Annotated in this window: 25 protein-coding genes; 16 read left to right on the forward strand and 9 right to left on the reverse strand. The window is 56.6% G+C overall.

The genetic code is table 11. From position 1 onward, the window contains the following. Positions 1 to 4: 4 nt before the first annotated feature. Entirely contained in the window at positions 5 to 625 is a 621-nt protein-coding gene (pdxH, locus tag DHN55_RS01150) for a pyridoxamine 5'-phosphate oxidase (RefSeq protein WP_108879584.1), read from the reverse strand. Positions 626 to 890: 265 nt separating this feature from the next. On the opposite strand from pdxH, the gene fabI reads away from it, so the two are divergent. Both fabI and DHN55_RS01160 read left to right on the forward strand, forming a co-directional pair. Then, on the forward strand, positions 891 to 1,712 hold the full coding sequence (gene fabI, locus DHN55_RS01155) for an enoyl-ACP reductase FabI (RefSeq protein ID WP_108879585.1): 822 nt from the start codon (positions 891 to 893) through the stop codon (positions 1,710 to 1,712). After that, on the forward strand, positions 1,705 to 2,310 hold the full coding sequence (locus DHN55_RS01160; protein ID WP_337659772.1) for a histidine phosphatase family protein: 606 nt from the start codon (positions 1,705 to 1,707) through the stop codon (positions 2,308 to 2,310). Before fabI ends, DHN55_RS01160 begins: the two co-directional genes overlap by 8 nt. 107 nt (positions 2,311 to 2,417) lie before the next feature. Here DHN55_RS01160 and DHN55_RS01165 read toward each other — a convergent pair whose 3' ends face one another. After that, positions 2,418 to 3,782, reverse strand: a complete 1,365-nt coding sequence (locus DHN55_RS01165) for an outer membrane beta-barrel protein (RefSeq protein WP_108879587.1) — start codon at positions 3,780 to 3,782, stop codon at positions 2,418 to 2,420. 243 nt (positions 3,783 to 4,025) lie between these two features. On the opposite strand from DHN55_RS01165, the gene aroC reads away from it, so the two are divergent. Next, positions 4,026 to 5,111 (forward strand): chorismate synthase, encoded by a 1,086-nt coding sequence (aroC, locus tag DHN55_RS01170; RefSeq protein ID WP_108881632.1) that lies wholly within the window; start codon positions 4,026 to 4,028, stop codon positions 5,109 to 5,111. 5 nt (positions 5,112 to 5,116) lie between these two features. Then, a complete protein-coding gene (locus tag DHN55_RS01175; RefSeq protein ID WP_108879588.1) occupies positions 5,117 to 5,833 on the forward strand; it encodes a haloacid dehalogenase type II in 717 nt (238 codons plus the stop codon). On the opposite strand, the gene DHN55_RS01180 is transcribed toward DHN55_RS01175, so the two are convergent. Continuing rightward, the gene (locus DHN55_RS01180) at positions 5,830 to 6,921 is read right to left on the reverse strand and encodes a methyltransferase domain-containing protein (protein WP_108879589.1); all 1,092 of its coding nucleotides are present in this window, start codon (positions 6,919 to 6,921) and stop codon (positions 5,830 to 5,832) included. The two genes, DHN55_RS01175 and DHN55_RS01180, sit on opposite strands and share 4 nt — an antisense overlap. Positions 6,922 to 6,985: 64 nt before the next feature. After that, positions 6,986 to 7,813 carry a LysR substrate-binding domain-containing protein gene (locus DHN55_RS01185; protein WP_443111121.1) on the reverse strand — a complete coding sequence of 276 codons (828 nt, stop codon included), beginning with the start codon at positions 7,811 to 7,813 and terminating at the stop codon, positions 6,986 to 6,988. Between DHN55_RS01185 and DHN55_RS22155 the strand changes: the two genes are divergently transcribed. The 5 genes from DHN55_RS22155 to DHN55_RS01205 all read left to right on the forward strand — a co-directional run bounded on the left by DHN55_RS22155 (position 7,697) and on the right by DHN55_RS01205 (position 11,793). Continuing rightward, on the forward strand, positions 7,697 to 7,954 hold the full coding sequence (locus tag DHN55_RS22155; protein ID WP_337659774.1) for a hypothetical protein: 258 nt from the start codon (positions 7,697 to 7,699) through the stop codon (positions 7,952 to 7,954). The two genes, DHN55_RS01185 and DHN55_RS22155, sit on opposite strands and share 117 nt — an antisense overlap. A 24-nt stretch (positions 7,955 to 7,978) precedes the next feature. Beyond that, positions 7,979 to 8,890 (forward strand): EamA family transporter, encoded by a 912-nt coding sequence (locus tag DHN55_RS01190; RefSeq protein ID WP_108879591.1) that lies wholly within the window; start codon positions 7,979 to 7,981, stop codon positions 8,888 to 8,890. 300 nt (positions 8,891 to 9,190) lie between these two features. Then, positions 9,191 to 9,655: a YbaK/EbsC family protein gene (locus DHN55_RS01195; protein WP_108879592.1), complete on the forward strand. Its 465-nt coding sequence runs from the start codon at positions 9,191 to 9,193 to the stop codon at positions 9,653 to 9,655. 58 nt (positions 9,656 to 9,713) lie between these two features. Further along, positions 9,714 to 10,091 (forward strand): hypothetical protein, encoded by a 378-nt coding sequence (locus DHN55_RS01200; RefSeq protein ID WP_108879593.1) that lies wholly within the window; start codon positions 9,714 to 9,716, stop codon positions 10,089 to 10,091. A 409-nt stretch (positions 10,092 to 10,500) separates the two neighbouring features. Continuing rightward, positions 10,501 to 11,793, forward strand: coding sequence for an adenylate/guanylate cyclase domain-containing protein (locus tag DHN55_RS01205; RefSeq protein WP_337659775.1), 1,293 nt, complete (start codon positions 10,501 to 10,503; stop codon positions 11,791 to 11,793). 85 nt (positions 11,794 to 11,878) lie between these two features. Here DHN55_RS01205 and DHN55_RS01210 read toward each other — a convergent pair whose 3' ends face one another. Then, positions 11,879 to 13,264, reverse strand: coding sequence for a DUF3179 domain-containing (seleno)protein (locus DHN55_RS01210; RefSeq protein WP_108879595.1), 1,386 nt, complete (start codon positions 13,262 to 13,264; stop codon positions 11,879 to 11,881). A 306-nt stretch (positions 13,265 to 13,570) separates the two neighbouring features. Here DHN55_RS01210 and DHN55_RS01215 point away from each other — a divergent pair, with 306 nt between their 5' ends. Further along, positions 13,571 to 14,377, forward strand: a complete 807-nt coding sequence (locus DHN55_RS01215; RefSeq protein ID WP_108879596.1) for a methyltransferase domain-containing protein — start codon at positions 13,571 to 13,573, stop codon at positions 14,375 to 14,377. Between the two features lie 29 nt (positions 14,378 to 14,406). Here the strand turns inward: DHN55_RS01215 and DHN55_RS01220 are convergent, their stop codons facing one another. From DHN55_RS01220 to DHN55_RS01230, 3 genes are all read right to left on the reverse strand, one after another. Continuing rightward, positions 14,407 to 14,655: an exodeoxyribonuclease VII small subunit gene (locus tag DHN55_RS01220; RefSeq protein WP_108879597.1), complete on the reverse strand. Its 249-nt coding sequence runs from the start codon at positions 14,653 to 14,655 to the stop codon at positions 14,407 to 14,409. Then, positions 14,655 to 15,620, reverse strand: coding sequence for a histone deacetylase family protein (locus tag DHN55_RS01225; protein WP_108879598.1), 966 nt, complete (start codon positions 15,618 to 15,620; stop codon positions 14,655 to 14,657). Before DHN55_RS01225 ends, DHN55_RS01220 begins: the two co-directional genes overlap by 1 nt. Positions 15,621 to 15,735: 115 nt before the next feature. Next, positions 15,736 to 17,493, reverse strand: a complete 1,758-nt coding sequence (locus DHN55_RS01230; RefSeq protein WP_108881633.1) for an acyl-CoA dehydrogenase family protein — start codon at positions 17,491 to 17,493, stop codon at positions 15,736 to 15,738. Between the two features lie 97 nt (positions 17,494 to 17,590). On the opposite strand from DHN55_RS01230, the gene DHN55_RS01235 reads away from it, so the two are divergent. Further along, entirely contained in the window at positions 17,591 to 18,535 is a 945-nt protein-coding gene (locus DHN55_RS01235; protein WP_108879599.1) for an L-threonylcarbamoyladenylate synthase, read from the forward strand. A gap of 383 nt (positions 18,536 to 18,918) precedes the next feature. On the opposite strand, the gene DHN55_RS01240 is transcribed toward DHN55_RS01235, so the two are convergent. After that, positions 18,919 to 19,800 carry a LysR substrate-binding domain-containing protein gene (locus DHN55_RS01240; protein ID WP_108879600.1) on the reverse strand — a complete coding sequence of 294 codons (882 nt, stop codon included), beginning with the start codon at positions 19,798 to 19,800 and terminating at the stop codon, positions 18,919 to 18,921. Between the two features lie 220 nt (positions 19,801 to 20,020). Between DHN55_RS01240 and DHN55_RS01245 the strand changes: the two genes are divergently transcribed. The 5 genes from DHN55_RS01245 to DHN55_RS01265 all read left to right on the forward strand — a co-directional run bounded on the left by DHN55_RS01245 (position 20,021) and on the right by DHN55_RS01265 (position 24,281). After that, on the forward strand, positions 20,021 to 20,875 hold the full coding sequence (locus tag DHN55_RS01245; protein ID WP_337659776.1) for a transporter substrate-binding domain-containing protein: 855 nt from the start codon (positions 20,021 to 20,023) through the stop codon (positions 20,873 to 20,875). A 117-nt stretch (positions 20,876 to 20,992) separates the two neighbouring features. Then, complete coding sequence (locus tag DHN55_RS01250; RefSeq protein ID WP_108879601.1) at positions 20,993 to 21,655, forward strand: ABC transporter permease subunit; 663 nt, start codon at positions 20,993 to 20,995, stop codon at positions 21,653 to 21,655. Positions 21,656 to 21,662: 7 nt separating this feature from the next. Further along, positions 21,663 to 22,373, forward strand: coding sequence for an ABC transporter permease subunit (locus DHN55_RS01255; protein WP_108879602.1), 711 nt, complete (start codon positions 21,663 to 21,665; stop codon positions 22,371 to 22,373). A gap of 4 nt (positions 22,374 to 22,377) precedes the next feature. Then, entirely contained in the window at positions 22,378 to 23,196 is an 819-nt protein-coding gene (locus DHN55_RS01260) for an ATP-binding cassette domain-containing protein (protein ID WP_108879603.1), read from the forward strand. 125 nt (positions 23,197 to 23,321) lie between these two features. After that, positions 23,322 to 24,281: an arginase family protein gene (locus tag DHN55_RS01265; RefSeq protein WP_108879604.1), complete on the forward strand. Its 960-nt coding sequence runs from the start codon at positions 23,322 to 23,324 to the stop codon at positions 24,279 to 24,281. Positions 24,282 to 24,329: the final 48 nt, after the last annotated feature.

Raw genomic sequence — 24,329 nt, forward strand, 5'->3', positions numbered from 1 at the left:
ACTGTTACGGATAAAGCCGCGTCTTGCTCCAGGCATCATCATCGCCATGACGCTGGAACGCCACCCGGTCATGCAGACGGAAAGCACCATCCTTCCAGAACTCGACATGAACGGGCTTTACACGGAACCCTGACCAGTACGGCGGACGCGGGACGTCGCCAATGGCGTATTTTGCAGCATATCTGGCAACTGCCTTTTCGAGCGCAAACCGGCTTTCAAGAGGGCGCGATTGTTGTGATGCCCACGCACCGATGCGGCTGTCGCGGGGCCGGGACTTGTAATAAGCATCCGCCTCTTCCTCGGAAACCACTTCCACCGGTCCCCTCAGCCTGACCTGGCGGCGCAGGGATTTCCAGTGAAACCCCAGGGCGGCCTTTCGCGACGCCAGTATCTCGGTGCCCTTCTGGCTTTCAAAATTGGTGTAGAACACGAAACCGCGCTCATCGAAACCTTTCAGCAGCGTCATGCGCACATTGGGCAGGCCGTCACCATCAACCGTGGCCACGCTCATGGCGGTGGGGTCGTTCGGTTCTGCCGCCCTGGCTTCTTCCAGCCATTCAGCAAACAGCTGAAACGGTTCGCTGCGGGTGGTGAAGTCTTGCTGTTCTGTCTCGGTCGTGGTCATTCCAGCCTCGGGTCAAATGTTCAATCGGTATGATCAATATGGTACGGCTTTGCCCGCTCAGCCAGTTCTTTTCCACTATAGCAACATGGGTTCGCCGAACCCATAAAGTTGCTCTAGCACTTTGAAAGCGATCAGTTTTATGAATTTTGCCTGATTCAATCAAAAATCATACTGATCCAGACACATTTGGCGGTGGACCAACTGAAGGTTTTCGTGCAAATACAGGTGACTTTCTTATGGTTTCGAACAGCAAAGGGTGTTGTCCATGACCCAGGCGGGATCAATCATGGCCGGCAAGCGCGGGCTTGTGATGGGGGTTGCCAACAACCGCTCCATCGCATGGGGCATTGCGAAGGCGGCACACAGTCACGGCGCAGAACTGGCATTCACCTACCAGGGGGATGCGCTGGGCAAGCGCGTGAAGCCGCTGGCGGCAGAACTCGGGTCCGACATCGTGCTGCCGTGCGACGTGACCGATGGTGCCTCCATGGACGCGGTGTTTGCGGAGCTGGAAAAACGCTGGGGCAAGCTGGATTTTGTCGTGCACGCCATTGCGTTTGCTGACAAGGACGAACTGACCGGGCGCTATGTGGATACATCCGAAGAAAACTTCAACAAATCGCTCAATATCTCATGTTATTCGTTCACGGCCATCGCCCAGCGCGCGGAAAAGCTGATGACCGATGGCGGTTCGCTGCTGACGCTGACCTATTACGGCGCTGAAAAGTGGATGCCGCACTACAATGTAATGGGCGTTGCCAAGGCCGCACTTGAAGCATCGGTGCGCTATCTGGCAGCTGACCTGGGCGAGAAAGACATTCGCGTCAACGCCATTTCCGCCGGTCCGATCAAGACGCTGGCTGCGTCCGGCATTGGCGATTTCCGCTATATCCTCAAATGGAACGAGAACAATTCGCCGATGCGCCGGACCGTAACCATCGACGAGGTTGGCCAATCGGGCGCCTATCTCCTGTCCGACATGAGCCGCGGTGTCACGGGTGAGGTTCACCACGTCGATTCGGGCTATCACGTCGTCGGCATGAAAAACCCCTACGCCCCAGACATGAGCCTTGAGCCGAGTGACTGACCAGTTTCCGGAGCTGTGGTTTATCCGCCATGGCGAAACCGACTGGAACCTGAGCCGGCGCATCCAGGGCCAGACCGACATACCGCTCAACGAAACCGGCCACGCGCAGGCAAGTGCGATTGCGCAGGCCATGGCAAGGCTGCATGACAGTCTCGACGGGTTTGACCTTCACGTCAGCCCACTGCACCGGCCGCGCCAGACCATGCAATACATTGTTGACGGGTTCGGGCTCGACTGGACCAGCATCACCATTGATGAACGGCTGAAGGAACTCAATTTCGGCGACCTGGAAGGCTCGACCTGGCCTGAACTCAATGCCAGGGGACTTGATCCGGAAAAAGATCCCGAAGGTTACCATGCGTTCAGGCCGAAAGGCGGTGAAAGCTATGCCGACGCCACCGCCCGGGTACGTGACTGGCTGGACAGCCTGACCCGACCGACCATTGCCGTGGCCCATGGCGGCATCAGCCGTATCGTGCGCGGCCTGGTGTTGAACCTGCCCATCGCCGAAATACCAAGTTTGCGCAATCCGCAATGGAAATTCTACCGTCTTAATGATGGTGAGATTGAATGGTTCCGGGCGAAACCAGCCGCGTAAGGGGACTGTATCCTGCCAAAATGAAAAAAGGAGGCAAAATCTGCCTCCTTTTTATTCACGTCAGCTATCAAATCTCGTGCAGCGAGCCAGCCTCGCTGCAAACAGGTTCACTGGTTGAAAATCGGCAGCTTGTAAGAAACAACCGCACGAACAGACTGCAGCGAGATGTCGTTGTTCAAGTCAAGATCATCATCGATCTCGAACACGTTCAGTTTGCCGTAATCGGTGTAGCGATACTCCAGCTTGCCGGTAAAATTCTCCGCAAGCACTGTTTCGATACCGGCACCGACCGTGAAGCCGTCAGCGTCAAAATCGTTGGTGATGACCGGGGTTCCGGTGATGACCAGAATGTCCTGTTCGAAATCGGTCCAGGTCCAGCCAACAAGGCCGTAAGCCAGGGTGTCCGGCGTTACGAGATAGCCAAGCCGTCCAGCAACCGTATAGCTGTCAGACGCTTCCAGCCTGTAACCGGTGAATCCGGGAACGCCCAAGTCAAGTTCAGCAACTGTCTCAATGGAACTTCCCGTATAGTCGAACTGAACACCGGCGACGAAATTGTTGGAAAACTGATGGTCATATCCAACCTCAACCGTGAACAAACCACCTTCCCCGGAGATGCCGTCGAGGCTTGCCAGAGTGCCCCCGGGATCAACATCAAGACTGAGTTCGTGATTGATGAAACCGTAGCCGCCGCCTGCGCCCAGCCGGAACCCGCTCCAGTTGGTAGTTGACGCCACACTGTAATCTGCGACCGGCGTTACGTAGCCACCGGGATTTCCGAACCGGTAGGAAGCAACAGCCCGAATGCTCTGCATCGACGTATCGTTGTACAACTCGAAACCGCCACCGCCCAGCAGTGAATTATCCTGATAGTCTGTGTAACGGTACTCCAGTTTGCCAGTAATGTTTGGTGTAAACCGGGTCTCGATGCCCGCACCGACCGTCAGGCCATCAAGGTCAAACGAATAACTCGCAACATTGCCCCCATTGATATCAAGGTCACCTTCAAATTCCGTCCATGTCCAGCCAACCAGGCCGTAAATCAATGTGTCCGGGTTAGCCAGCCAGCCCAGGCGGCCCAGAACCGAAAAACTGTGTGAGGCGTCCAGCGTAAAGTTGGCGTCAAAAAAACCTAAATCGACATCCAGCTCGGTGCCGATACCGGAATAAGTGTAATCTCCCATAATCCCGACAACAAAATCGCTGCTGAACTGATAGTCATAGCCGCCTTCTACGGTGAACAATCCACCCTCGCCGCCAATGCCGCTGAAGCTCAATAAATCGTCAAATCCGGGTGTATCCAAGGCAAGCCGATGGTTCACGGCGCCATAGCCGCCACCAACACCAATGTGGAACCCTGTCCAGTCGTCAGCCGGCATGACCGGCTCCGGCAGATCAGCCGCATAAGCGGTCCCAATTAAGGCTGTTGATGACAGAAAAACGGCAAAAAGCCTGGAAAAAGAACGGCCCATCCAACTCACTCCTCGAAAACCCCCGACTTACCAATTGGTTAACGATTAATCCTGCCACGGACGTTGGGTCAAGTGACAAAGGGCGAAATTGTGTCGATTTTCGGGAAGTGTGACTTATTTGCCACACTTCGAAAGCAGGGCCGGTGGCGCATTGCCGGCAGCAGGCGCCAGCCGCACTCCATTCAGTTTGACGAAGCCCGGCGCGGCGCATAAGACTTGGCGCGCAACAGGGATACGCTTTCAATGTCACACAATTCGTTCGGCCACATGTTCCGCATCACCACGTTCGGGGAATCGCACGGGGTGGCGCTGGGCTGTGTCATTGACGGTTGCCCGGCGGGTATCGCGATCACCGAGGACGATATCCAGTCGTTCCTCGACAAGCGCAAGCCGGGTACATCACGCTTCACCACCCAGCGGCGCGAACCTGACCAGGTGAAAATCCTCTCCGGCGTGTTCGAGGACGACCGCACCGAGGGTCAGGTGACCACCGGCACGCCGATTGCGCTGATGATCGAAAATGTCGACCAGCGCTCAAAGGACTATTCGGAAATCCGCGACAAGTTCCGTCCCGGCCATGCTGATTTCACCTACCTGGAAAAATACGGCGTGCGCGATTACCGCGGTGGCGGCAGATCGTCGGCACGCGAAACTGCAGCACGCGTGGCCGCAGGCGCCATAGCCCGCAAGGTGGTTGCCATGGTGGAAGTGCGTGCGGCCCTGGTGCAGATGGGCCCGCACAAGATCAACCGGGACAACTGGGACTGGAACCAGGTCAATGAGAACCCGTTCTTCTGCCCCGATGCCGAGGCTGCAGGTAATTGGGAAACCTATCTCGACGATATCCGCAAGGCGGGTTCATCGTGCGGCGCGGTGATCGAGGTCGTCGCATCGGGCGTGCCTGCCGGGTGGGGCGCGCCGGTCTACGGCAAGCTCGATCAGGACATTGCATCAGCCATGATGAGCATCAATGCGGTCAAGGGCGTGGAGATCGGCAACGGCTTCGAGGCCGCCGCCATTACCGGCGAGGAAAACGCCGACGAAATCCGCATGAAAGGCAACCAGCCGGAATTCCAGTCCAACAACGCAGGCGGCGTGCTCGGCGGCATCTCGAGCGGCCAGGACGTTGTGTGCCGTTTTGCGGTCAAACCAACCTCGTCCATTCTCACACCGCGCAAGACGGTGACCAGTGGTGGTGAGGAAACCGACATCGTCACCAAGGGTCGCCATGATCCATGCGTCGGCATTCGCGCCGTGCCGGTCGGAGAAGCCATGATGGCCATTGTGCTGGCGGATCACTATCTGCGCCATCGCGGGCAGAACGGGTAAGCTTCATGGCCCACGGATACCAAACCAAGGCGCTGCTGTTTGATGTATTCGGTACGGTTGTCGACTGGCGCTCCAGTATTATCCGCGAGCTCTCGGCATGGGGTAACGACACCCACGTGGTGGCCGACTGGCCTGCAATTGCCGACGGCTGGCGCGGGCTCTACCAGCCGGCAATGGAGCGAATTCGGGCAGGAAATCGCGGATTTGTACGCCTGGACATACTGCACGAAGAAAACCTGCGCGACATCTTTGTCCAACATGGCCTTGATGCCCCCACGGGCGAAGAGCTGCACCGCCTGGTGACGGCATGGCACCGGCTCGACCCGTGGCCGGATGTTGTTTCCGGGCTTGCGCGCCTGAAGGCCAAGCATATCATTGCGCCGTGCTCCAACGGCAATATCGCCCTCATTACCAACATGGCCAAGCGGGCCGGCCTGCCATGGGACGTGGTACTGGGCGCGGAAGTTGCGCAAGCCTACAAGCCACACCCGCAAGCCTATCTGGGCTCAGCCGATGCACTGTCGCTCAAGCCGGAAGAATGCATGATGGTTGCAGCCCATCTCGATGACCTGGAAGCAGCGGCCGAGCTCGGATTCACCACGGCCTATGTGCCGCGACCGGACGAACACGGCAAAGGGGCCGGTGCCGAGACTGCTCCGGACGGGTCGGTGGATCATGTCGGGGAAGACTTCAACGCGCTGGCTGATCAGCTTGGTTGCTAGGGTTTGTCGCAAACCACCAGTTTTGACAGAAAGACCGGGCGGCTTTCTGAATGGATCAACCCGGCCTGGCTGAATATGTCGGCCAGGTCTTCCTTGATGTAGCTGCCGTAATACGGCTCATGGAAATTCACCGGGAACGACTGCAGCATGCCGTCATAACCATCGACATCGCCCAGCTGCAGCGAGTCCATGAAAATCAGCCGTCCACCCGGTTTCAGCACCCGGGCAAATTCCTTCGCTATAATCCGCCGGACCTTGGGCGGCACTTCGTGAAACAGGTAGATGGACGTCACCACATCCAGTGACGCATCGGCAAAGGGAAGTTTTTCAGCGTTTGCGACTTCATAACCGACTGATGAATAGTCTTTCAGGTGCCGCTTTGCCTCAGCCAGGTAGGCGTCGGACAGGTCCGACAGGGTCAGGTCAATACGCGGGTATGCCTGCTTGATGAACCGGCCAAACCGGCCCGTGCCGCAGGCAATGTCGGCAATTTTCGTCTTGCGCTGGTCACGGCCGCGCATGAACTGCCACAGCGGCACAAGGCACTCCCGGCGCATGGCGTTGGTGGAGCCTGAAAACAGCACCTCGGTCTGCATGTCGTAGATTTCGGCACTGTCTTCGGTGAGATACCCACCGGTCTGATAGTGGAAATTCTGCAGGAAATACGCCGGCAGTTCATCTGCCTTGTCGGATGAATAAACCTCCGTTCCCTCACCTTTCGCCTTGCGCTCGGCGGCAACCGGCACATCGGCCAGAAACGCACGCGACGTTTTCAGAAGCCTGCCCGGCGATCCGTCGGCATCGCGCGGCAGCGGGTAGTAGCCGGCTGCTACATTGTCGAGATCACGCTGGAACGTGCCGGCCAGGCTGCCCAGCAGCCGCTCCATGCCGGGCCCTTTCTGCCGGGGTTGGTCGCGGGTCACTTCGGACACGCCCGGTTTGGTTTTGCGGAACTGCCCTGCCGCCAGGCCATGGCCCATATACCAGGCAACCCGGGCGCCCTGGCGCGCCGTGTAGGCAAGTTTTTCAAACGGTGTCAGCATGGTCTTGATAATGTGCGCCCTGGCCGTGATGTTTTCAAGAACCATGCTGCCGCATCGGGGATCTGTTCAAGTCGGCACATGAAGAAATGAACCCGTCCGTCAATCTGCCCTAGGACAGTTCAAGCTTCAGCCATTCCAGCAGCTCGGACGTGCCGTGCCGCACCTGCCAGCCGGTAGGCTGATAGATCGACAAACCGTCCGGCAGGCAAAGGCGCTCCTCAAAGGGGCGAACCACCGTGCCGGCATTCAAGTAAGAATCAATTGTCCGCCGCCAGGCCAGAGCAACGCCATGACCTTCAAGCATTGCCTGTATCATCATCGGATAGCTGTCGAAGACCGTGCCGTCGGTGCCAATCTGCAGGTCTATACCCTGGCGCGCCAGCCACGCTTCCCAACTCACCCAATCCTGAGGCTCCACCTTGTGGTGTAACAAATGGAGGCCGTTCAAGCGATCCATCGACAGAGGCAGCGTCTCGCCATCAAGGTAGGCGGGGCTGCAAACGGGGAAAACTTCGTCAGATGCCGTGAATATCTGTTTCGTGTCGCCCTGCTGCCTGCCACTGGTTTGCAGTGCAAGGTCGAACCTTTCCTCGGATTCTGCCAGTGGTTTCGTTGAGACCGTCACCCGTACCGGAATGTCCGGGTATTTCTGATAAAACCCAGACAATCTGGGCATCAGCCAATACAGCCCCTCACAAAGCTGGGAACGCAACACCACCTCGCCGCTTTCATGCTGCTGGCGCAGGTCCCGGGACGCGACCGCTACTGAATTCAGGGCTTCAGACACAACGCGTCCGAACTCGCGGCCGTGGTCCATCAGATGAACCGCCCGGTTGCGCCGTTCGAACAACCGGGTGCCCAGGTTTTGCTCCAGCGATTTTATCTGCTTGCTGATTGCCGCCTGCGTGAGGCCAAGCTCCTCACTTGCCCTGGTGATGCTGCCAAGTCGCGCGGTGGCTTCAAACGGCAGCAGACAGCTGAGAGGAGGCAGGGTACGGCGCAATTTTTCCATTACTTCAAGTTAAGTAAATTGGATGAAAAGTCAATTTACACGTACATTGAAATCAAAATAGCATAACTACAGGCTATTGAAAGATTTCACATGACAACAAAATCAGGCGTGCCGGCCGACAATCTCAGGATGGCAGTGACCGTGATCGTTCTGACAGTCATGACCCTGTCGTTCGGTGATGCGGTGATCAAGTTACTGAGCAGCAACCTCGTTCTGTGGCAGATTTTCGTCCTGCGCTCATGCCTGGCGGTCCCGCTCCTGGTGCTCATTCACAGAATGCGTTTCAACTCTGTGGCATTGCTGCCGAAAGCGCCCGGGTGGACAGCAGTCCGCAGCTTGATGCTGGCTATGATGTGGGTCTTTTACTATGCGTCGCTGCCGCATCTTCAGCTGTCGATCGCCGCGGCCGCCTATTATACGCTGCCGCTCTTCATTACGCTGTTCTCCGCCCTTCTGGTGGGAGAGACGGTCGGGCGCGCCGGGTGGTTTGCAGTGGTACTGGGCTTTGTCGGGGTCATTCTCATACTCAAACCCGCAACCGGTGATTTCAACACCTATGCCCTGTTGCCCCTGGCCTCTGCGATGTTGTACGCGCTGGCGATGATACTGACGCGGACCAAGTGTCGCGATGAGCATCCGCTGATCCTGTCAGGTGCGTTGAACATTACCTTCATCGCCGTTGGACTGCTCGCCACGTTCTCCGGCGGGTTTCTGGAAAGTCTGGGTATCTCCTCGCCCTTCCTGTCATCCACATGGGCAATGATGGGCAATGCCGAGATACTTGCTGTCGTGTTGCTTGGCATCGCGATCCTGGTGGCAAGCATCGGTACAGCCGTGGCCTATCAAAATGGCCCCTCTTCGATTATCGCAACGTTCGATTTTGCCTATGTCGGGTTTGCCGTGATCTGGGGCCTGGTTTTCTTTCGCGAGATACCCGATGGCCTGGCGGTCGCCGGCATTGTCCTGATTACCATCGCCGGGGTTATCGCGGTTCGCAGGTAGTCGCCGCATTGATGCCATTGAGCATGACCGAACCGGTCGGCCGACCTGTTGCATATCCGGAGACTTCGTTGCGAGAGCCGTCAGAGCACAGACTTGTGACGGCTTCACATTGCATGTATCCTTCGATCAATCTTGGTAACCGGCATTGATGCGAGACACGTTGCTGGCCGATGAGACGGTTCAAGTTCCAGTCTCTTACGCCCGGTTAGCCCCAAGCTTGACCTAGCGGCCTGTGATTGTGCCGCGCCGTCTCTTTCCGCCAGAGCATTTGCGGTCAACCGCCGCAAGGGAGGTAAGACGATGGGTATTGCACTGACATTGCAGGAATATCTGGACGACAGTCACATTGCATACGATGTGACGTCGCATAAAAAGACAGACTGCTCGGCACAGACAGCGGCAGTCAGTCACGTCCCGGCAGATCAGCTTGCCAAGGGAGTGATCGTGAAATGGGATGACTTCTATGTGCTCGCGGTATTGCCGGCTTCACGCCGCCTCGACATGAACCGTCTCAAGAAAGTCATCGGCGAACCGGTGACGCTGGCATCGGAACAGGAGGTCAGCATGCTGTTTCCCGATTGCAAAACCGGCGCGGTACCAGTGATCGGACCGGCCTACAAAATCGCCTCGGTGGTTGACTGGCGGCTCGATGACCAGGACGAGGTTTACTTCGAAGGCGGTGACCACCGTTGCCTCGTACATGTCAACGGCGTTCAGTTCGACCACCTGATGTACGGCATTCCGCATGCCCGGCTGAGTTCCTAGAACCTGGCGGAATTGCCGCTTTGGCCTGGAAAGCGATCCTCATCTGAAGGGTGGTGGCATGACAAATCCGATAGAGAATGCAGCTTATGTGTCGGTTGGCAGGGCGTGCGGTTTTGCAGGCCTCGGCATTTTCTGCATCGTGATCGGACTGAGTTTCGATGCCGGGCTGGCAGCGCTGGTTGGCAGCAAACTGTCGATAGCCCTGAGCCTTATCCTGCTGGCGTTCGCATGGCGCGCGCCAACGCGCAACTACAAGCGAACGGAAACCTGGCTGATCCTGCAGCCGGGTGACCGCCCGCAGGCCGACGTTGCGCAGCGGCTTATCGGCAGAACATTGCGCATTGTGTATCTGTGGTTTGCGCAACAGATTGCGGTTGTAACCATTGTGTTCAGCGTCAGTGCCATATTTTTGCAGGCGCGGGTTGTGATGTCGTAATCCAGTCGTCTGCACTCCGTTTTTCATCTCCGCAAACCGATGCCTGGGCACCAGGAACGGCAGGACCGGCTGGAACACGCCTGCTTTTTGAGAGAACCAGGCCCTGAAACTCCGCGCCCACTCCCGTTGACCGACCGATGTCGACGAATGTCCGCTGTGAGCCCTTTTCGACCTTCGAACTGTGTTGCTGACGCAGGGTTTCCAATGAGATTGGACGTAATTGTTTGAACTATGCTTGGATATTCGAAAGTCCAAAGGTCCAAAAAGTCCCATCGTCCTCTTGGCACAGGTATCGGCTGATGTTCGGGTCCTAACCGGCTTTGGTGTGGTGTCCGGTACCAAAGGGAGATGGTCATGAAACATCTTACCGTGTATTCCTCCATTGGAATGCGATTTGGGAGCAAATCAGTTGGAAGGCCAAACAACACACGGCGAAACAGCCAGCCTGCGTACTGAAGCGGAATGCATGCGCGAACGCGAGGCGGCAACGAGAGAGATTCTCGAGGTCATCAGCGAAAGCCGTGATAACGAGCAGCCGGTTTTCGAGGCCATCCTCGAAAATGCCTCGCGACTGTGCAATGCGCCACTCGCATTCCTTTCACTGGCAAATGCCGAACGCACCAATGTGCTGATCCCCGCCCATCGTGGCACCAGGTCTGAATTTGGCAATATCCTCGACGGGTTCATTGAGCCGATATCTCGCACCGAGCTGGTTGCTGTGCGCCCGATTGCAGACGGACAGATCGTACGTGAAGACGACATCAAGGACGATGAGACTTACCACAAGGGCGATCCCCGGCGACGGCAGATGGTAGATGTGGAGGGCGCGCGTTCGGTACTGGGCGTGCCGCTGATCCAGCGCAGCATGCCGCTGGGTGCCATCATCCTGTATCGCCGGGAGGTGGAGCCCTTCACCGCGGACGACGTCTCGTTGATAGAGAGTTTTGCCGCACAGGCCGTGATCGCCATTGAGAATGTCCGCCAGTTCAAGGCCCTCGAAAATTTAAATGCGGAACTCGGCAATCGGGTCCAGGAGCAGGTTGGTGAGATCGAGCGGATGGGCCGATTGAAACGCTTCCTGCCTTCTGCGGTGGCCGATACTGTGATCAGCCAGGGCTCAGATGAGATGTTGTCCAGCCATCGCGCACTGTTGGGAGTCTTGTTTTGCGATATCCGCGGTTTCACGGCATTTTGCGAAACTGCCGAACCGGAGGAGACCATCGAGATCCTCCAAACATACCACGAAGAAATGGGCAAACTCATCAATGCTCACGGCGCAGGAGTCGATCACCGCATGGGCGACGGTATCATGGTACTGTTCAACGATCCGCTGCCCTGTGATGATCCAGCCGGTGACGCAGTGCGCCTCGCCATTGCCATGCGGGCACGGATGGCGGAATTGTCCACGCAATGGAAACGGCTGGGCTACCGGCTAGGTTTTGGCGTCGGAGTCTCGCTGGGCTATGCCACGGTAGGAATGGTCGGTTTCGAAGGGCGGTTTGACTACACGGCTTCAGGCACGGCGATCAACCTGGCTTCCCGACTATGCGATGAGGCAGAAGATGGCGAAATACTTCTCAGTCCGCGAGCCGGTGTCGCAGTGGAGGATGACTTTCAAATTGAATCCAGAGGAGATATCCACCTGAAGGGAATTCGCGAACCCGTAGAAGTATTCAGACTTGCCGGTACCGCCACCACTTGAGAAACAGGACATCGTGGTGTTCTCGCGATGAGATTCAGAAAACCACGGCCTTCGGCTGTAGAGGATGCGTGTGTGGAAATCACCCCTAGCCCGGCCAGAGGTCGGTTTTAGGATGAAACTGCGACCAGGCAAACCAGAACGCCTGATGGCTGCCGATATCACTGCCATCTGCGTCCACAGCTCTGATACCGCCGGCATCAAGTTGCAGACGAACATTCTCAAAGACGATCTCCTTGCCATTCTTCAAAGCCACAAACGCCTTGCTTCGCTGAAACGCCACCGGTTTGCCGGACGCCGTGACAACGCCAATGATGTCCTCCTGAACCGGCAACCGCGGATCGACATCACCAACCGGAAATATCGGACCCTTGGCGTCCCGGCCATTGCGAAAATCAAAATCGCGGCCAAGCGCCAGCGATTCAACCAGTACCGTCGTTTCCGGATGAACCTTCTTCCAGGTACCCCAGTCGGTCGTTACCACGCTGGCTTGCTTCAGTTGCAATTTCTTCTGCGCAAGAGGGCCCGTCACCGCATTGCCCAGAAACGTGTCAAACACCGAAAATGTCCTGACGTCGTACATCACCTTGTTGGACCGGATCAGCAGTCCGGAGGTACGCAGTACCGGCCGGTCAATCCCCTCAGGCAGTCGATCGGTGAAGTAGGCTTGCGCTGCACCGCATAAAGTACAGTATGGAATACCAAGGTGCCTTCCGCCCAATGTGTCATTGACCATCTCGCGCACTTCCATGATGCGTCGCGGATAAGCCCGATACTCGCCGTTCACCTGAATGCCAAAGACGACATCATCGTCTTTGAGCCATTTGGCATCTTCTGCACTGCTTACTTTCGGGTTGTCCGCTGCAGGAATGCAATTGCACGGTTCATCGGTCGTATCGTACTTGCGGGCGTCGATAGGCACGCCTCCCCAGGAAACCAGCCTCCAGTCGATATCGCCCTCGACGAATATCTTCTCCCAACCGGGTACAGTCTCGGTAAAAATGGCTCGCTTCACCCGCAGGTAGTCAGGGGGAGCCGGAATGTTCCATGCAATGAGATGGTCCGTCACGACCCCCCAATGGTCATTGTCCGGCAGCTTTTTGTCCAGCAACTTGAAAGCGGCCTCGGCGAGCACTGTGTTCAATCGCCGCCCGCTGGTGAAGCGCATCAGGTCGCTGATAATCCAGACGATTCGGGCATCTTTGGACCCGGCGATTTCACCAAGGGCCTTCTCCTGATCATTCGCCCAGCTTGATTGCTTCACACTGTCGACAAACGCCACCTGCACAGCAGCCCGCAATTCATCCGATAGCGGGCCTTTCGGCACTGGTGGAGGTTTGCCGAATTTCTCAATCACGTGGTCAGGCAGCTGCGGCGCTTCCTGGGCCCGCAGTGCATCGATCCAGAGCAGCGAAAGCGCTACCAGCGATGCGATAATGAAGATGCGGGATAGAGAGCTTGTTGCCAGTGTCATGGAACCGCCTTTCGGGTGTTTACTTCATCCAGGACGCACAGGCCGCCGACGGGACCGCCTGTGTCATCAACAGCGCACAGTTCAGATAAACCGAGTCCCAAAAGACAAGCAGCGCGCACCAGTTTGTAATACTTGTAGTGTCAAAATGCCGAGCCGTGTGTCACGATTGCATCAGCATTCTGTGAGCGGTGATGGTCGAGCGAACCAGACTGGACTGCCCATTGTGTACTTGTCAGGCGCTGAAACCGGCGCTGTTATCGTCTGGAGAAGATCGAACGCAGACTGCCTGAAGAAGGAGATTTATCGATGGATAATTCTGCAACGCAGGGGGAACTCGAAGCCGGACGCGGGTATGAAGCGCTTTTCGTACCGGCGCTGTTTGCGCCCTGGACCGGGCATGTGCTTGACGGTGCAGGAGTGCAGGACAACGATCATGTACTGGATGTTGCCTGCGGATCGGGCGTGCTGGCGCGGGATGCGCTGGCCCGGTCAGGACAATCCGGACGTGTCGTCGGTATTGACCCGGCACCGGGAATGATCGCCGCGGCACGCGAAACCGAGCCCGGTATCGAATGGGTCCTGGGCAGCGCCGAAGCTTTGCCGTTCGACTCTGGCAGTTTCGATTGTACCGTATCCCAGTTCGGCATGATGTTCTTTCAGGATCGCAGCAAGGCGGCCGATGAAATGTACCGGGTAACGAAACCGGGCGGCAAACTGGCGACAGCCATCTGGAACTCCATCGACCAGAACCCGGCCTACAGGGACATTGTCGCTGTCCTGGACGAACATGTAAGCACCGCCGCAGGAGACGCCGTGAGGGTGCCGTTCTGCCTGGGCAATGCGAATGAAGTTGCCGATATTCTTTCACAAGCCGGTTTCGGCGACGTCGGCTTTGAAACCAAAACCGAACAGGCGACCTTCCCCAGTTCCCGGACCATGGTGGAAGTCGAACTGCGTGGATGGCTGCCGCTGTTCGGCATCAATCTCAGCGAGGAAAAAATCGCCGACGTGCTGATCAAGTCGGATGCAAAGCTGTCGAAATACGCCGCGCCGTCCGGCGAAGCCCGGTTCCAGACATCGGCCTACATCATGACGGCCCGCAAGCCGCACTGACTGACGACAAACCGGTGCGCCCCGGCGACCTAGCCCACGTCCAGCGGTTCCGTGCCGCCGGCGGAGCCATCACCTTTCAGGGTGATTTTCTCGATCCGCGCCTCGGCGGCTTTCAACTGCTTGTCGCAATGGCTCTTGAGTTTCTCGCCACGCTCATAGATGGCGATCGAGTCTTCCAGGGAGACCTTGCCGGCTTCAAGCTTTTCGACAATCGCTTCCAGTTCGGCCAGAGCGGCCTCAAACGTCATGTCTGCAATGGCAGGAGCTTTGTCAGTCATCAGTATTCATCCTCATCAACCGGTTGCGCGGCCTCGCCTGTGCCATGCATCAATGCCTTGACATGCACACCGACCGAGCTTGACAGCCCGGCCAGATCATAGCCGCCTTCCAGCATGGATACGATACGTCCGTCGCAGTGTTTTGCCGCAATGTCCATCAGCCTCAGTGTGACCCAGGCAAAATCTTCTTCTTTCAACTGCAGTGAGCCGAGCGGGTCGCGTTCATGGGCATCAAAGCCCGCAGAAATCATCACAAGGTCGGGCTGGAAGGCATCAAGCGCCGGGAAAATGCGCGACAGCATGGCTTCACGAAACACGTCCCCGCCGTCGCCGGCGCTCAGGGGCGCGTTGAAGATATTACCCTCACCGGTTTCCGACACTGCACCCGATCCCGGAAACAACGGCATCTGATGGGTGGACCCGTAGAACAGGTCTTCATGCGACCAGAAAACATCCTGCGTCCCGTTGCCGTGATGCACGTCAAAATCCACCACCGCCACCCGGTCAAGATCGTAGATTTCGCGGGCATAGTGAGCCGCAATGCCGATAGAGCCAAACACGCAAAAGCCCATGGCGCGGGCTGCTTCGGCATGATGGCCGGGCGGGCGGACAGCGCAAAAAGCATTGTTGACTTCCATGTTCATGACCGCGTCGACGGCGCGCGTGCCGGCACCGATTGCTCGATAGGCGGCTTCAAGCGTGGAGGCATTCATCCAGGTGTCCGCATCCAGCGCAATCTCGCCTTCGGTCGGGCTCGATTGCTCGATGGAATGGACATAGTCTTCCGGATGCACCAGCAGCGCATGGTCACGCTGGCCCATGGGGGCTTCTTCACGGCGCAGATCCTCAAAGTGAGGATGAGACAGAATGCGCTCCACCGCCCGCATCCGGTCGGCGCGTTCGGGATGGCCTTCGGGCGGTTCGTGCTCGGTGAAAACATCGTGGTGCAGAAGCAGTGTACTCATGAGGGTGGAAGCCTTCCCCGGCAAGTTTGTTGTGAGGCTGAGTGTTGCGGGAAACCGGTGGCACAATCAAGTCCACAGGCCGGTTTCATGTCCCTCATTTCGCACCGGAACGCCGTCAGCGCACTGCCAGCAGGTCAGGCGTAACCTCGGTAATGGCTTGCGATCCATCACGCACCATTGCGGCGAGGCCGGCCACCTGCGGCACGTGCATGGCCGAGAAATAGGCAAGCATCCGGGCGCTTGCCTCGGCCTGCGGTGCATTGCGGCCACGTGCAGCAAGCGCGGCCCTGGCAAGGCCGAAGGCGCCCGCCGTCAGGCCGAACAACCGCAAGTAAGGTGTTGCCGATGCCAAAGCGCGCTCGTCACCGCTCGCCAGCCAGCTGCCGACCTCACGTGAAGCGGACTCCAGTGCCTCGATTGCCTGCGACAGACCGTCTGCATCACTACCAAGCGCAGATGCGGTTTTACGCATTTCGCCGATCAGCTTTGAAAGCGTTTCGCCGCCGCGCAGGGCAACCTTGCGCGTCACCAGGTCAAGTGCCTGTATGCCATTGGTGCCCTCATAGATCGGGGTAATGCGGGCATCGCGCAAATGCTGGGCAGCGCCGGTTTCCTCGATATAGCCCATGCCGCCGTGCACCTGCACGCCGTCGGACGCCACCTCGACGCCGATATCGGTACTGAATGCCTTGGTAACGGGCGTCAAAAGCGCCGCCAGGTCGGCATTGTCTGCGCGTTCTGCTTCAGACGCCGCCAACCGGGACATATCGATGGCACGTGCGGTGAGATAACAGATCGACCGGGCGGCCTGGGTTTTCGCCTTCATGTCCATCAACATGCGGCGCACATCCGGGTGCTCAATGATCGGCATGGGCTCAGCATCGCCCTTGTTGCGGCCCTGACGGCGTTCATGGGCATAGGCAAGCGCCTGCTGGTAGGCGCGTTCGGCAATGGCGACACCCTGCATGCCGACGTGAAGACGGGCATTGTTCATCATGGTGAACATGCAGTTCAGGCCACGGCCCTCGTCTCCGACAAGCCAGCCGACTGCGCCGCCGTCATCGCCAAACCGCATGGTGCAGGTCGGCGAGGCATGGATGCCCAGCTTGTGTTCGAGGCCGATGCATTTGACGTCGTTGCGCCGGGTCGGATTGCCTGCTTCATCGACGAGGAACTTCGGCACCAGGAACATGGAAATTCCACGTGTGCCCTCAGGTGCGTCCGGCAGGCGTGCCAGCACCAGATGAATGATGTTCTCCGTCAGGTCATGCTCGCCATAGGTGATATAGATCTTGGTGCCGGTGACGGCATAGCTGCCATCGTCCAGGGCTTTCGCCTGTGACCTGACGCCCGACAGGTCCGATCCTGCCTGCGGCTCGGTCAGGTTCATTGTCCCGGTCCAGTCACCGGCCACCATCTTGGGCAGGAACTGCTGCTTCAACCGGTCGGATCCATGCGCTTCTATGGTTTCCACTGCCCCCTGGGTCAGCAGGGTACCGATACCGTAGGCATTGGATGCGGTGTTCCACAGTTCCTGCACCGCAAGCGACACCATGATCGGCAGGCCCTGCCCGCCGAGAGCCTCGTCACACGGCAGCGACGCCCAGCCTGCCTCACACCATTGTTTGTAAGCGGCCTGCCATCCCGGTGCGGTTGCGACCGAATTGGTGTCGGGGTCCAGCGTGCATCCGTGCTGGTCACCGTCGCGGTTCAGCGGCGCGACGACATTGGCCGCGAACTTGCCCGCCTCCTCCAGGATCGCCGCGACGACATCATCGGACAACTCGCCGAACACGCCCGATGACATCAGGGTCGAAAACCCGGCCACGTCGTTGAGAGTATCGTGCAGGGTTTGTGTGTGCGGCGAAAACATGGACGGCTCCAGCGTGGTTTGACTTGACGAGACAGGTGTTATAGCGGCAAGGCATGCATCCTGACCCGCAACAGCTTTATCATTGATACTATCCAACATGAGCCACGTCACTAAAGACATTGCTGCCGCCGCTGCAGCCTTGCGCGACGGCGCCCTGGTCGCCTTTGCCACCGAGACCGTTTACGGCCTCGGCGCCAATGCCTGTGACGGACAGGCCGTGGCGCGCATTTACGAGGCCAAGGGCAGGCCTTCGTTCAACCCGCTGATCGTTCACGTGCCTGCGGCCGAGGACGCCTTCAAGCTGGGCAGGTTCAACGCCGATGCCATGAAGCTGGCGGAAGTCTTCTGGCCCGGTCCGCTGACAATCGTGGTCGAGCGCGCCGATGACTGCCCGGTGAGCAAACTGGCCAGCGCCGGGCTGTCTTCACTGGCAATCCGTGTGCCGGGACGGGAGAGTGCGCGCGAATTTCTGCAGCTGGCGGGTTGCCCGGTCGCGGCACCCAGCGCCAACATATCCGGGCAGATCAGCCCGACCATGGCGCAGCACGTGGTCACCGGGCTGGGCGAGCGCATCTGGGGTGTCGTGGACGGCGGCACTTGCGAAGTGGGACTGGAATCGACCATCGTCAGTTGCCTCGGTGAAACACCGGTGATCCTGCGCCCCGGCGGATTGTCACGGGAAAGGATTGAGGAAGGCCTGGGCAAACCTGTCGATTTCCAGACCGGATCGACCAATGACCCGATTTCACCGGGCCAGCTGGCCAGCCACTATGCGCCGAACGCCGCAGTCCGGCTGAACGCAAAGGACGCCCGGCCGGGTGAAGCCTACCTGGCCTTCGGCAAACGCGAACCGGAAGCGCACATTGTGCGCAACCTCTCCCCGACGAAGAACCTCAACGAAGCAGCGGCAAACCTGTTCGCCATGCTGCACACACTCGACATGCTGGGTGCTGAAACCATAGCCGTTGCACCAATCCCGGACGAAGGGCTGGGAGTGGCGATAAACGACCGTCTGGAGCGAGCCGCCGCACCACGCGACTAGATCAGGATGACATTGGCTGTAACGACCAGCGCCCACGGGTCACCCAGCGAAGGCTGGCGGCTGTAATGATATCGCTATTAACGCAATGGTTTGACCACAGGTGCGGCTTTCATCTTCCGCGCTTTTAAAATACAAACCTCAAGATGGCTGCGTGACACCCGTCCCGAAAACCTGCTGTAGTGTACTCAATGGCGCAGATGGACGGAGAACGGTCGTTCGTTGCGGCGCAGCACCACGATAGTTTCACCTTCGAAACCGGACTCTTTTGTTCTGTGCTTCGCATGTCCGTTATGTGCCAAGAGGCACCGTGTGGTTGCGCTGGCGCTACGGGCGAATATGCCCCTCACAGAATTGATGAACTCTGCTCGATGACGACAGCCCTTCTAATCCTGACAATGTCCGAGCAACCAACTCTTAAAAACACGTGCGGGTTTTGAGAGGGAGATTCCGTATGGAACCGCTAAATGATAGGCAAAGGACGTGTCAAATGCGCGCCCAAATGGGTTGACCAGGACCCCACTTTCAAGCTCACTTTCAATCATGCTATGGGGGAACAACGAGACACCCAGACCGTTAATCGTCGAACTCAGTTGAAAATGGGGCTCCTGGGGGATCATTTTCACTTGGGACGGATAAAACTCCAATTGGTTTTTGGTGAACCACTCCTGCCACCTTAGTTCGTCGTCTACGTGAAATAGCGTGCAGTTGTTCAGGTCTATTGGTTCAGTGATCGAATTTTCGCGCAGATAATCGGGACTACAGACGACAACCATTTTCTCCGTCCATAGGCGCGTGGCGTGAAATTCTTCCCAATCTCCGAGACCCCATAGAATGCCCAAATCAGCAAAATCACCCGGGCGTTCTTTTGTTGCGTAGGTGTTGTTATGGTTGTGAAACGACAGCTGTATATCTGAGTGTGCCTCCCAGAAACTCCCCAGCCGGGGCGATAACCACCGACTGGCAAACATCGGCAAAATCGCCACGCGCACCACTCCCGTTTGACCCGATGCCTTTTCCAGTCCGGTTTGGATTGACCTCAAGCCGCTTTCCACGTGTGTTGCAAGAACCTCTCCGTGAGAGGTTAGGGCCAGACCGTCGCGTTTTCTCTCAAACAGAGGGGCGTGCAGTTCGTCCTCCAGTTTTTTGATGTGGTAGCTCACCGAGCTCTGACTGATGCTCAAAAACTGCGCCGCGTGTGTAATATTCTTCAGGCGGGAAACGACGCTAAACACCTGGATTGAATTGAGGTTTCGGATCTTATTCATTGAGAAATGAAACTTTCTGCTCGGTCAGCAACACAATCAATCATCTAATTATTCGATGGTCCAGCGATTCTTTAGATGGGCATTCAAGTCAAATACCGTTGAACAGGCACTCAAGTTCCGTCAACTTTATCGCGTCGCTTTTGCGACTATGGGCAACCTCCCAGCCCGTTCAAACGTAGCTGACGCCTATGAATTGAAAAGAAATCAACAGGAGAGAGAGATGAAGACAGTTTTTGCAAACTTACGTATGTGTGGATTGCTCATCGCGTCCGTCTTGACGGTGGGAATTTTTGCGACAGCGGCGTCTGCGGAAACCACGCTTGAAAAAATAAAGCGGACTGGAAAAGTAACTGTGGGGACGGAGGCTGCCTTTCCTCCGTTCGAATTCGTCGAGGATGGCAAGATCGTCGGTTACGGCAAGGATATTCTCGACACCATCGTTGCAGATCTCGGCGTTGAATTGAACCAGCTTGACCTGCCCTGGCAGGGAATTCTGCCTGGAATTCTGGCGGGCAAGTTCGATTTCGTCGCAACAAGTGTGAGCGTCCGTCCAGAGCGAGCAAAAAAGTACGCCTTTACAGTGCCAATCGCAGAAGGCACGACCTGGATTATGAAACGCAAGGGCGACACCTCTGTGATGAAAGTGGATGACATGGCAGGAAAAATTGTTGGCACACAGCTCGGCTCGGGAAACGAAAAAGCAGCAAAAGAATTCGAAACAGACATGAAATCCAGAGGTGTAAAGGGTTATGGCGAACTAAAACTCTTTACGTCTTATCCGGAAGTGACACTTGCATTGGCAAATGGCACATTGGATGTAGCTGTTCAGAACCTTCCAAACTTGGCGGTAATCATCAAAAATCAACCGGGCGTGTTCGAACTAGTCGGACCCATCACCGACAAGAGCTATATGGGCTGGGTAACACGCCCTGAAGACACCGACTTACGCGACTACTTGAGTAAAAAAATTCTTGAAATGCGCGACAGTGGAAAAATTGATGAGCTCCAGGACAAATGGTTTGGTTTCCGGATGAAGATCCCCAGTGAAGGGTATTTGCCAGACGGCGCACTCTAAGCGCGGAGACGTACAGACTACACCGCCCCTGACTGAAGTTAGGGCGGTGTAGTTTCCGAACCTATTAGTTGGCCTTGGAGTATGCGGCTGGCTGCGTTCTCATGAGGAATTGCCTCCGTGAAGTTCGATATTTCCTATACACTCGATGCGTTTCCTCGTCTCTTTGAAGGGGCGCTGATTACACTCGAGGTTGCACTGATCGGATTTGCGCTCAGTGTCACGTTGGCAACTCTTTTGACCGTTGTGCGGACGGCCCTAAATTCTCGCGTTCTCAACGTCGCAATTGCTGTTTACATAAGTTTCATTCGTGGAACCCCACTACTGGTTCAAATTTTTCTTGTTTACTATGTGCTCCCGGTGTTCGGCCTCAATATCGGCCCGGTAACGGCTGGCATACTGGCGTTAACACTCAATAGCGCTGCGTTTGTGATCGAAATTTTGCGAGGTGGCTTGGCATCGATACCCAAAGGCCAATCTGAGGCCGCGCGCTCGTTGGGATTATCGGGATTTGCGCTTTGGGGCAAAGTTATACTGCCACAGACCTTTATGTCTTCGGTTCCACCACTCGTGAATGAATTTACCCAGGTGCTCAAAGCTACAGCCCTGCTTTCTACCATTACTGTTGTCGAGCTGATGCGTGTTTCTCAACAGATATTCAGCAGCAATTATCATCCCGTCGAAGTGCTTTCTGGCGCCTTTGTGATGTATTTTTTGATGTGCTTTGTCGTAAGCCGGTGTTCGTCGCTGCTTGAAGCTAACTTTGCAATCAGGCGGGCTTAGAGAAACAATGAGTCTCGATTTCTCAATTTTTGTGAACTACGGCCCGCAGCTGGTTCTCGGTTTCTGGATGACCATAAAAATTGTCGTTTGTGCGATCATTCTCGGCATGCCGTTCGGGCTGATCCTCGCACTCGGGCGACGATCCAGGTTTTTGGTGTTCCGAGCAGTCTGCGCCTGCTTTATCGAAGTATTTCGAAATACACCGTTCATAATTCAGGTGTTTTTGTTTTTCTACGTGCTGCCGTTTTATGGTGTCCGGCTAGCCGCTGAATATGTCGGAGTGCTGGCGTTGGCGGCATTCGGGAGTGCTTATTTTGCAGAGGTTATTCGCGGCGGCATTGAAGCTGTCGCCAAGGGGCAACTGGAGAGCGCGCGTGCAACCGGAATGACAGACTGGCAAGCCATGCGCCATATTATTTTGCCGCAAACACTGCCGATCATCTTGCCCCCGCTTACCAACCAGACACTTTCTCTGGTCAAGGAATCTGCCATCTTGTCCACGATTACCGTCCGCGAACTCACGATGGCCGGTATCACTGTGCAGGCCGAGACCTTTCGCCCGTTCGAAGCGTTTATCATGATTGCCCTGTTGTATTGGGGACTGAATGAGACGATCGCCACGCTTATGCGCCGGATCGAGCGCAAGGCGTCCAGGCGTCCCGGGTCTGATCCAACGGCTACAGCGACGCGTTCAGCCCCTGCTGTGAACAGAGGTTGAGGATATGGTTTCCAGCTCCACAGCCCCCGGCAATTTTCTCGAACTGATCGGCTTGCACAAAACTTTCGTGGACATCGTTGCATTGAAGGATGTTTCGCTCTCTGTCGCCAAGGGCGAAGTGGTTTGCATCATCGGCCCAAGCGGTTGCGGTAAAAGCACCCTGTTGCGCGCCGCCAACTGGCTGACCCCGCCAGATGCTGGCGAAGTTCGATTAGGCGGCGAAACAGTCGGCTCAGCGCCGGAGGGTCGCGCGACATCAGAGCGATTGAGAAACCTCAATAGCTTACGGGCTCGCATCGGAATGGTATTCCAACAGTTTAACGTCTGGCCACATTTGAACGCCTTGGAAAATGTGATCTGCCCGCAGGTAGTTGTTGCAAAGCGCTCGCGCGAAGTGGCGGAAGAGAACGCACGTAAAATGCTCTCCGAAGTCGGCCTTAATGACAAGATATCTGAATGGCCGGACAATCTTTCAGGGGGGCAAAAGCAACGGTTGGCGATTGCCCGGGCGCTCGCGATGGATCCCGTCTTGATGTTGCTCGATGAGCCCACGTCTGCGTTGGATCCCGAATTGGTGGCCGAAGTTTTAACCGTCCTGCAACGTCTTGCCGAAAAAGGCATGACGATGATCGTTGTTACACACGAACTCGGCTTCGCTTCCAGGGTGGCTGACAGAGTTGTGTTTATGGAAGGTGGCCAGATCATCGAAGAGGGAGCGCCGGAGATTATTTTGCGGAATCCGAAAACCGAACGGCTCCAACTCTTTTTGGAAAAGCTTAGCATTACGGCCTTCATGCCGAACCCGGATAATCCCGGTAAATAGACGACGAAATGAAGTCAGGGACTCCACAATCGAGGTCGATGTCGAGCTCCATGGCAAGTTTAAGAATATCAGGTCTGTTTCCAGGATGACCTGGCTCATCAATGTCTAGAAAGGAAACGTAGTAAATGGCACGAAATCTCACAGCGGCACCCAAGAGAGAATTCCAAAGTTTCCATGATTTTCCCATTGTCACAGACTTGGACAACCTGGAAGCAGACATTGCAATATTGGGGATTCCGTTTGGCGATCCCTATTCGATGGGTGAGGCCAGCAACGATCAGTCGAACGCACCAACCCACATACGGCGCTATTGTGAACGCGCTCTTCGCGGCCTTGACCGGTATGACTTTGACATTGGCGGCACCCTGTTGGACGGGCGTGACATCAAGGTTGTCGATTGTGGCGATGTCACTGCTGAGGCCAAGGATGTTGCGGGGAACCATGACCGCTCTGAACAAGTGGTCCGCAAAATACTCGCATCTGGAGCACTTCCGATCATCCTGGGCGGCGATCATGGCGTTCCGATCCCGGTTTTTCGTGCGTATGAGGGGCGTGGACCGATCACTTTGGTCCAGGTCGATGCTCACGTCGACTGGCGGGATGTTTTTCATGGTGTGAGCTACGGCCTGTCGAGCGTTATCCGACGCGCTTCGGAGATGGACCACATCGGCGACATCTATCAGATTGGTTTGCGGTCCGCCGGCAGCGGGCGGCCAGAAGAGGTCGAGGCGGCTCTTGCCTACGGCTCAAACCTCATCTCAGACGTGGAACTTCAAGAAGTCGGCATGAAAGCGATTTTGGACCGCATTCCGGCTGGAGGTGACTATTACCTGACAATAGACGCCGACGGTGTTGATCCAACCATCATGCCAGCGGTAGCTGGTCCTGCCCCTGGCGGCGTCAACTACTCACAAATGCGAACTTTGATCCAGGGTTTGGTCAAGAAGGGCAATGTTGTGGGGATGGATATCGTTGAGATTACGCCAAGCCGTGATGTCAACGGCATTACAGCCATCACTGCCGGCAGATTTATGTGCAACCTGATCGGTACCGCCGTTAGAGCCGGTTATTTTGATAAGAAATAGGGTACGCCGTTCGGATCGCTTGCCTGTTTGACAGGCGGCCGTTTCATG

The organism is Anderseniella sp. Alg231-50 (genome assembly GCF_900149695.1).
In the GTDB taxonomy this organism is placed as follows: domain Bacteria; phylum Pseudomonadota; class Alphaproteobacteria; order Rhizobiales; family Aestuariivirgaceae; genus Anderseniella.

Bases quoted from the DNA above. Each gene is read 5' to 3' on its own strand.
- pdxH (WP_108879584.1), bottom strand. From the start codon at position 625: ATGACCACGACCGAGACAGAACAGCAAGACTTCACCACCCGCAGCGAA.
- fabI (WP_108879585.1), top strand. From the start codon at position 891: ATGACCCAGGCGGGATCAATCATGGCCGGCAAGCGCGGGCTTGTGATG.
- DHN55_RS01165 (WP_108879587.1), bottom strand. From the start codon at position 3,782: ATGGGCCGTTCTTTTTCCAGGCTTTTTGCCGTTTTTCTGTCATCAACA.
- aroC (WP_108881632.1), top strand. From the start codon at position 4,026: ATGTCACACAATTCGTTCGGCCACATGTTCCGCATCACCACGTTCGGG.
- DHN55_RS01175 (WP_108879588.1), top strand. From the start codon at position 5,117: ATGGCCCACGGATACCAAACCAAGGCGCTGCTGTTTGATGTATTCGGT.
- DHN55_RS01180 (WP_108879589.1), bottom strand. From the start codon at position 6,921: ATGGTTCTTGAAAACATCACGGCCAGGGCGCACATTATCAAGACCATG.
- DHN55_RS22155 (WP_337659774.1), top strand. From the start codon at position 7,697: ATGAACCGCCCGGTTGCGCCGTTCGAACAACCGGGTGCCCAGGTTTTG.
- DHN55_RS01190 (WP_108879591.1), top strand. From the start codon at position 7,979: ATGACAACAAAATCAGGCGTGCCGGCCGACAATCTCAGGATGGCAGTG.
- DHN55_RS01195 (WP_108879592.1), top strand. From the start codon at position 9,191: ATGGGTATTGCACTGACATTGCAGGAATATCTGGACGACAGTCACATT.
- DHN55_RS01200 (WP_108879593.1), top strand. From the start codon at position 9,714: ATGACAAATCCGATAGAGAATGCAGCTTATGTGTCGGTTGGCAGGGCG.
- DHN55_RS01210 (WP_108879595.1), bottom strand. From the start codon at position 13,264: ATGACACTGGCAACAAGCTCTCTATCCCGCATCTTCATTATCGCATCG.
- DHN55_RS01215 (WP_108879596.1), top strand. From the start codon at position 13,571: ATGGATAATTCTGCAACGCAGGGGGAACTCGAAGCCGGACGCGGGTAT.
- DHN55_RS01220 (WP_108879597.1), bottom strand. From the start codon at position 14,655: ATGACTGACAAAGCTCCTGCCATTGCAGACATGACGTTTGAGGCCGCT.
- DHN55_RS01225 (WP_108879598.1), bottom strand. From the start codon at position 15,620: ATGAGTACACTGCTTCTGCACCACGATGTTTTCACCGAGCACGAACCG.
- DHN55_RS01230 (WP_108881633.1), bottom strand. From the start codon at position 17,493: ATGTTTTCGCCGCACACACAAACCCTGCACGATACTCTCAACGACGTG.
- DHN55_RS01235 (WP_108879599.1), top strand. From the start codon at position 17,591: ATGAGCCACGTCACTAAAGACATTGCTGCCGCCGCTGCAGCCTTGCGC.
- DHN55_RS01240 (WP_108879600.1), bottom strand. From the start codon at position 19,800: ATGAATAAGATCCGAAACCTCAATTCAATCCAGGTGTTTAGCGTCGTT.
- DHN55_RS01245 (WP_337659776.1), top strand. From the start codon at position 20,021: ATGAAGACAGTTTTTGCAAACTTACGTATGTGTGGATTGCTCATCGCG.
- DHN55_RS01255 (WP_108879602.1), top strand. From the start codon at position 21,663: ATGAGTCTCGATTTCTCAATTTTTGTGAACTACGGCCCGCAGCTGGTT.
- DHN55_RS01260 (WP_108879603.1), top strand. From the start codon at position 22,378: ATGGTTTCCAGCTCCACAGCCCCCGGCAATTTTCTCGAACTGATCGGC.
- DHN55_RS01265 (WP_108879604.1), top strand. From the start codon at position 23,322: ATGGCACGAAATCTCACAGCGGCACCCAAGAGAGAATTCCAAAGTTTC.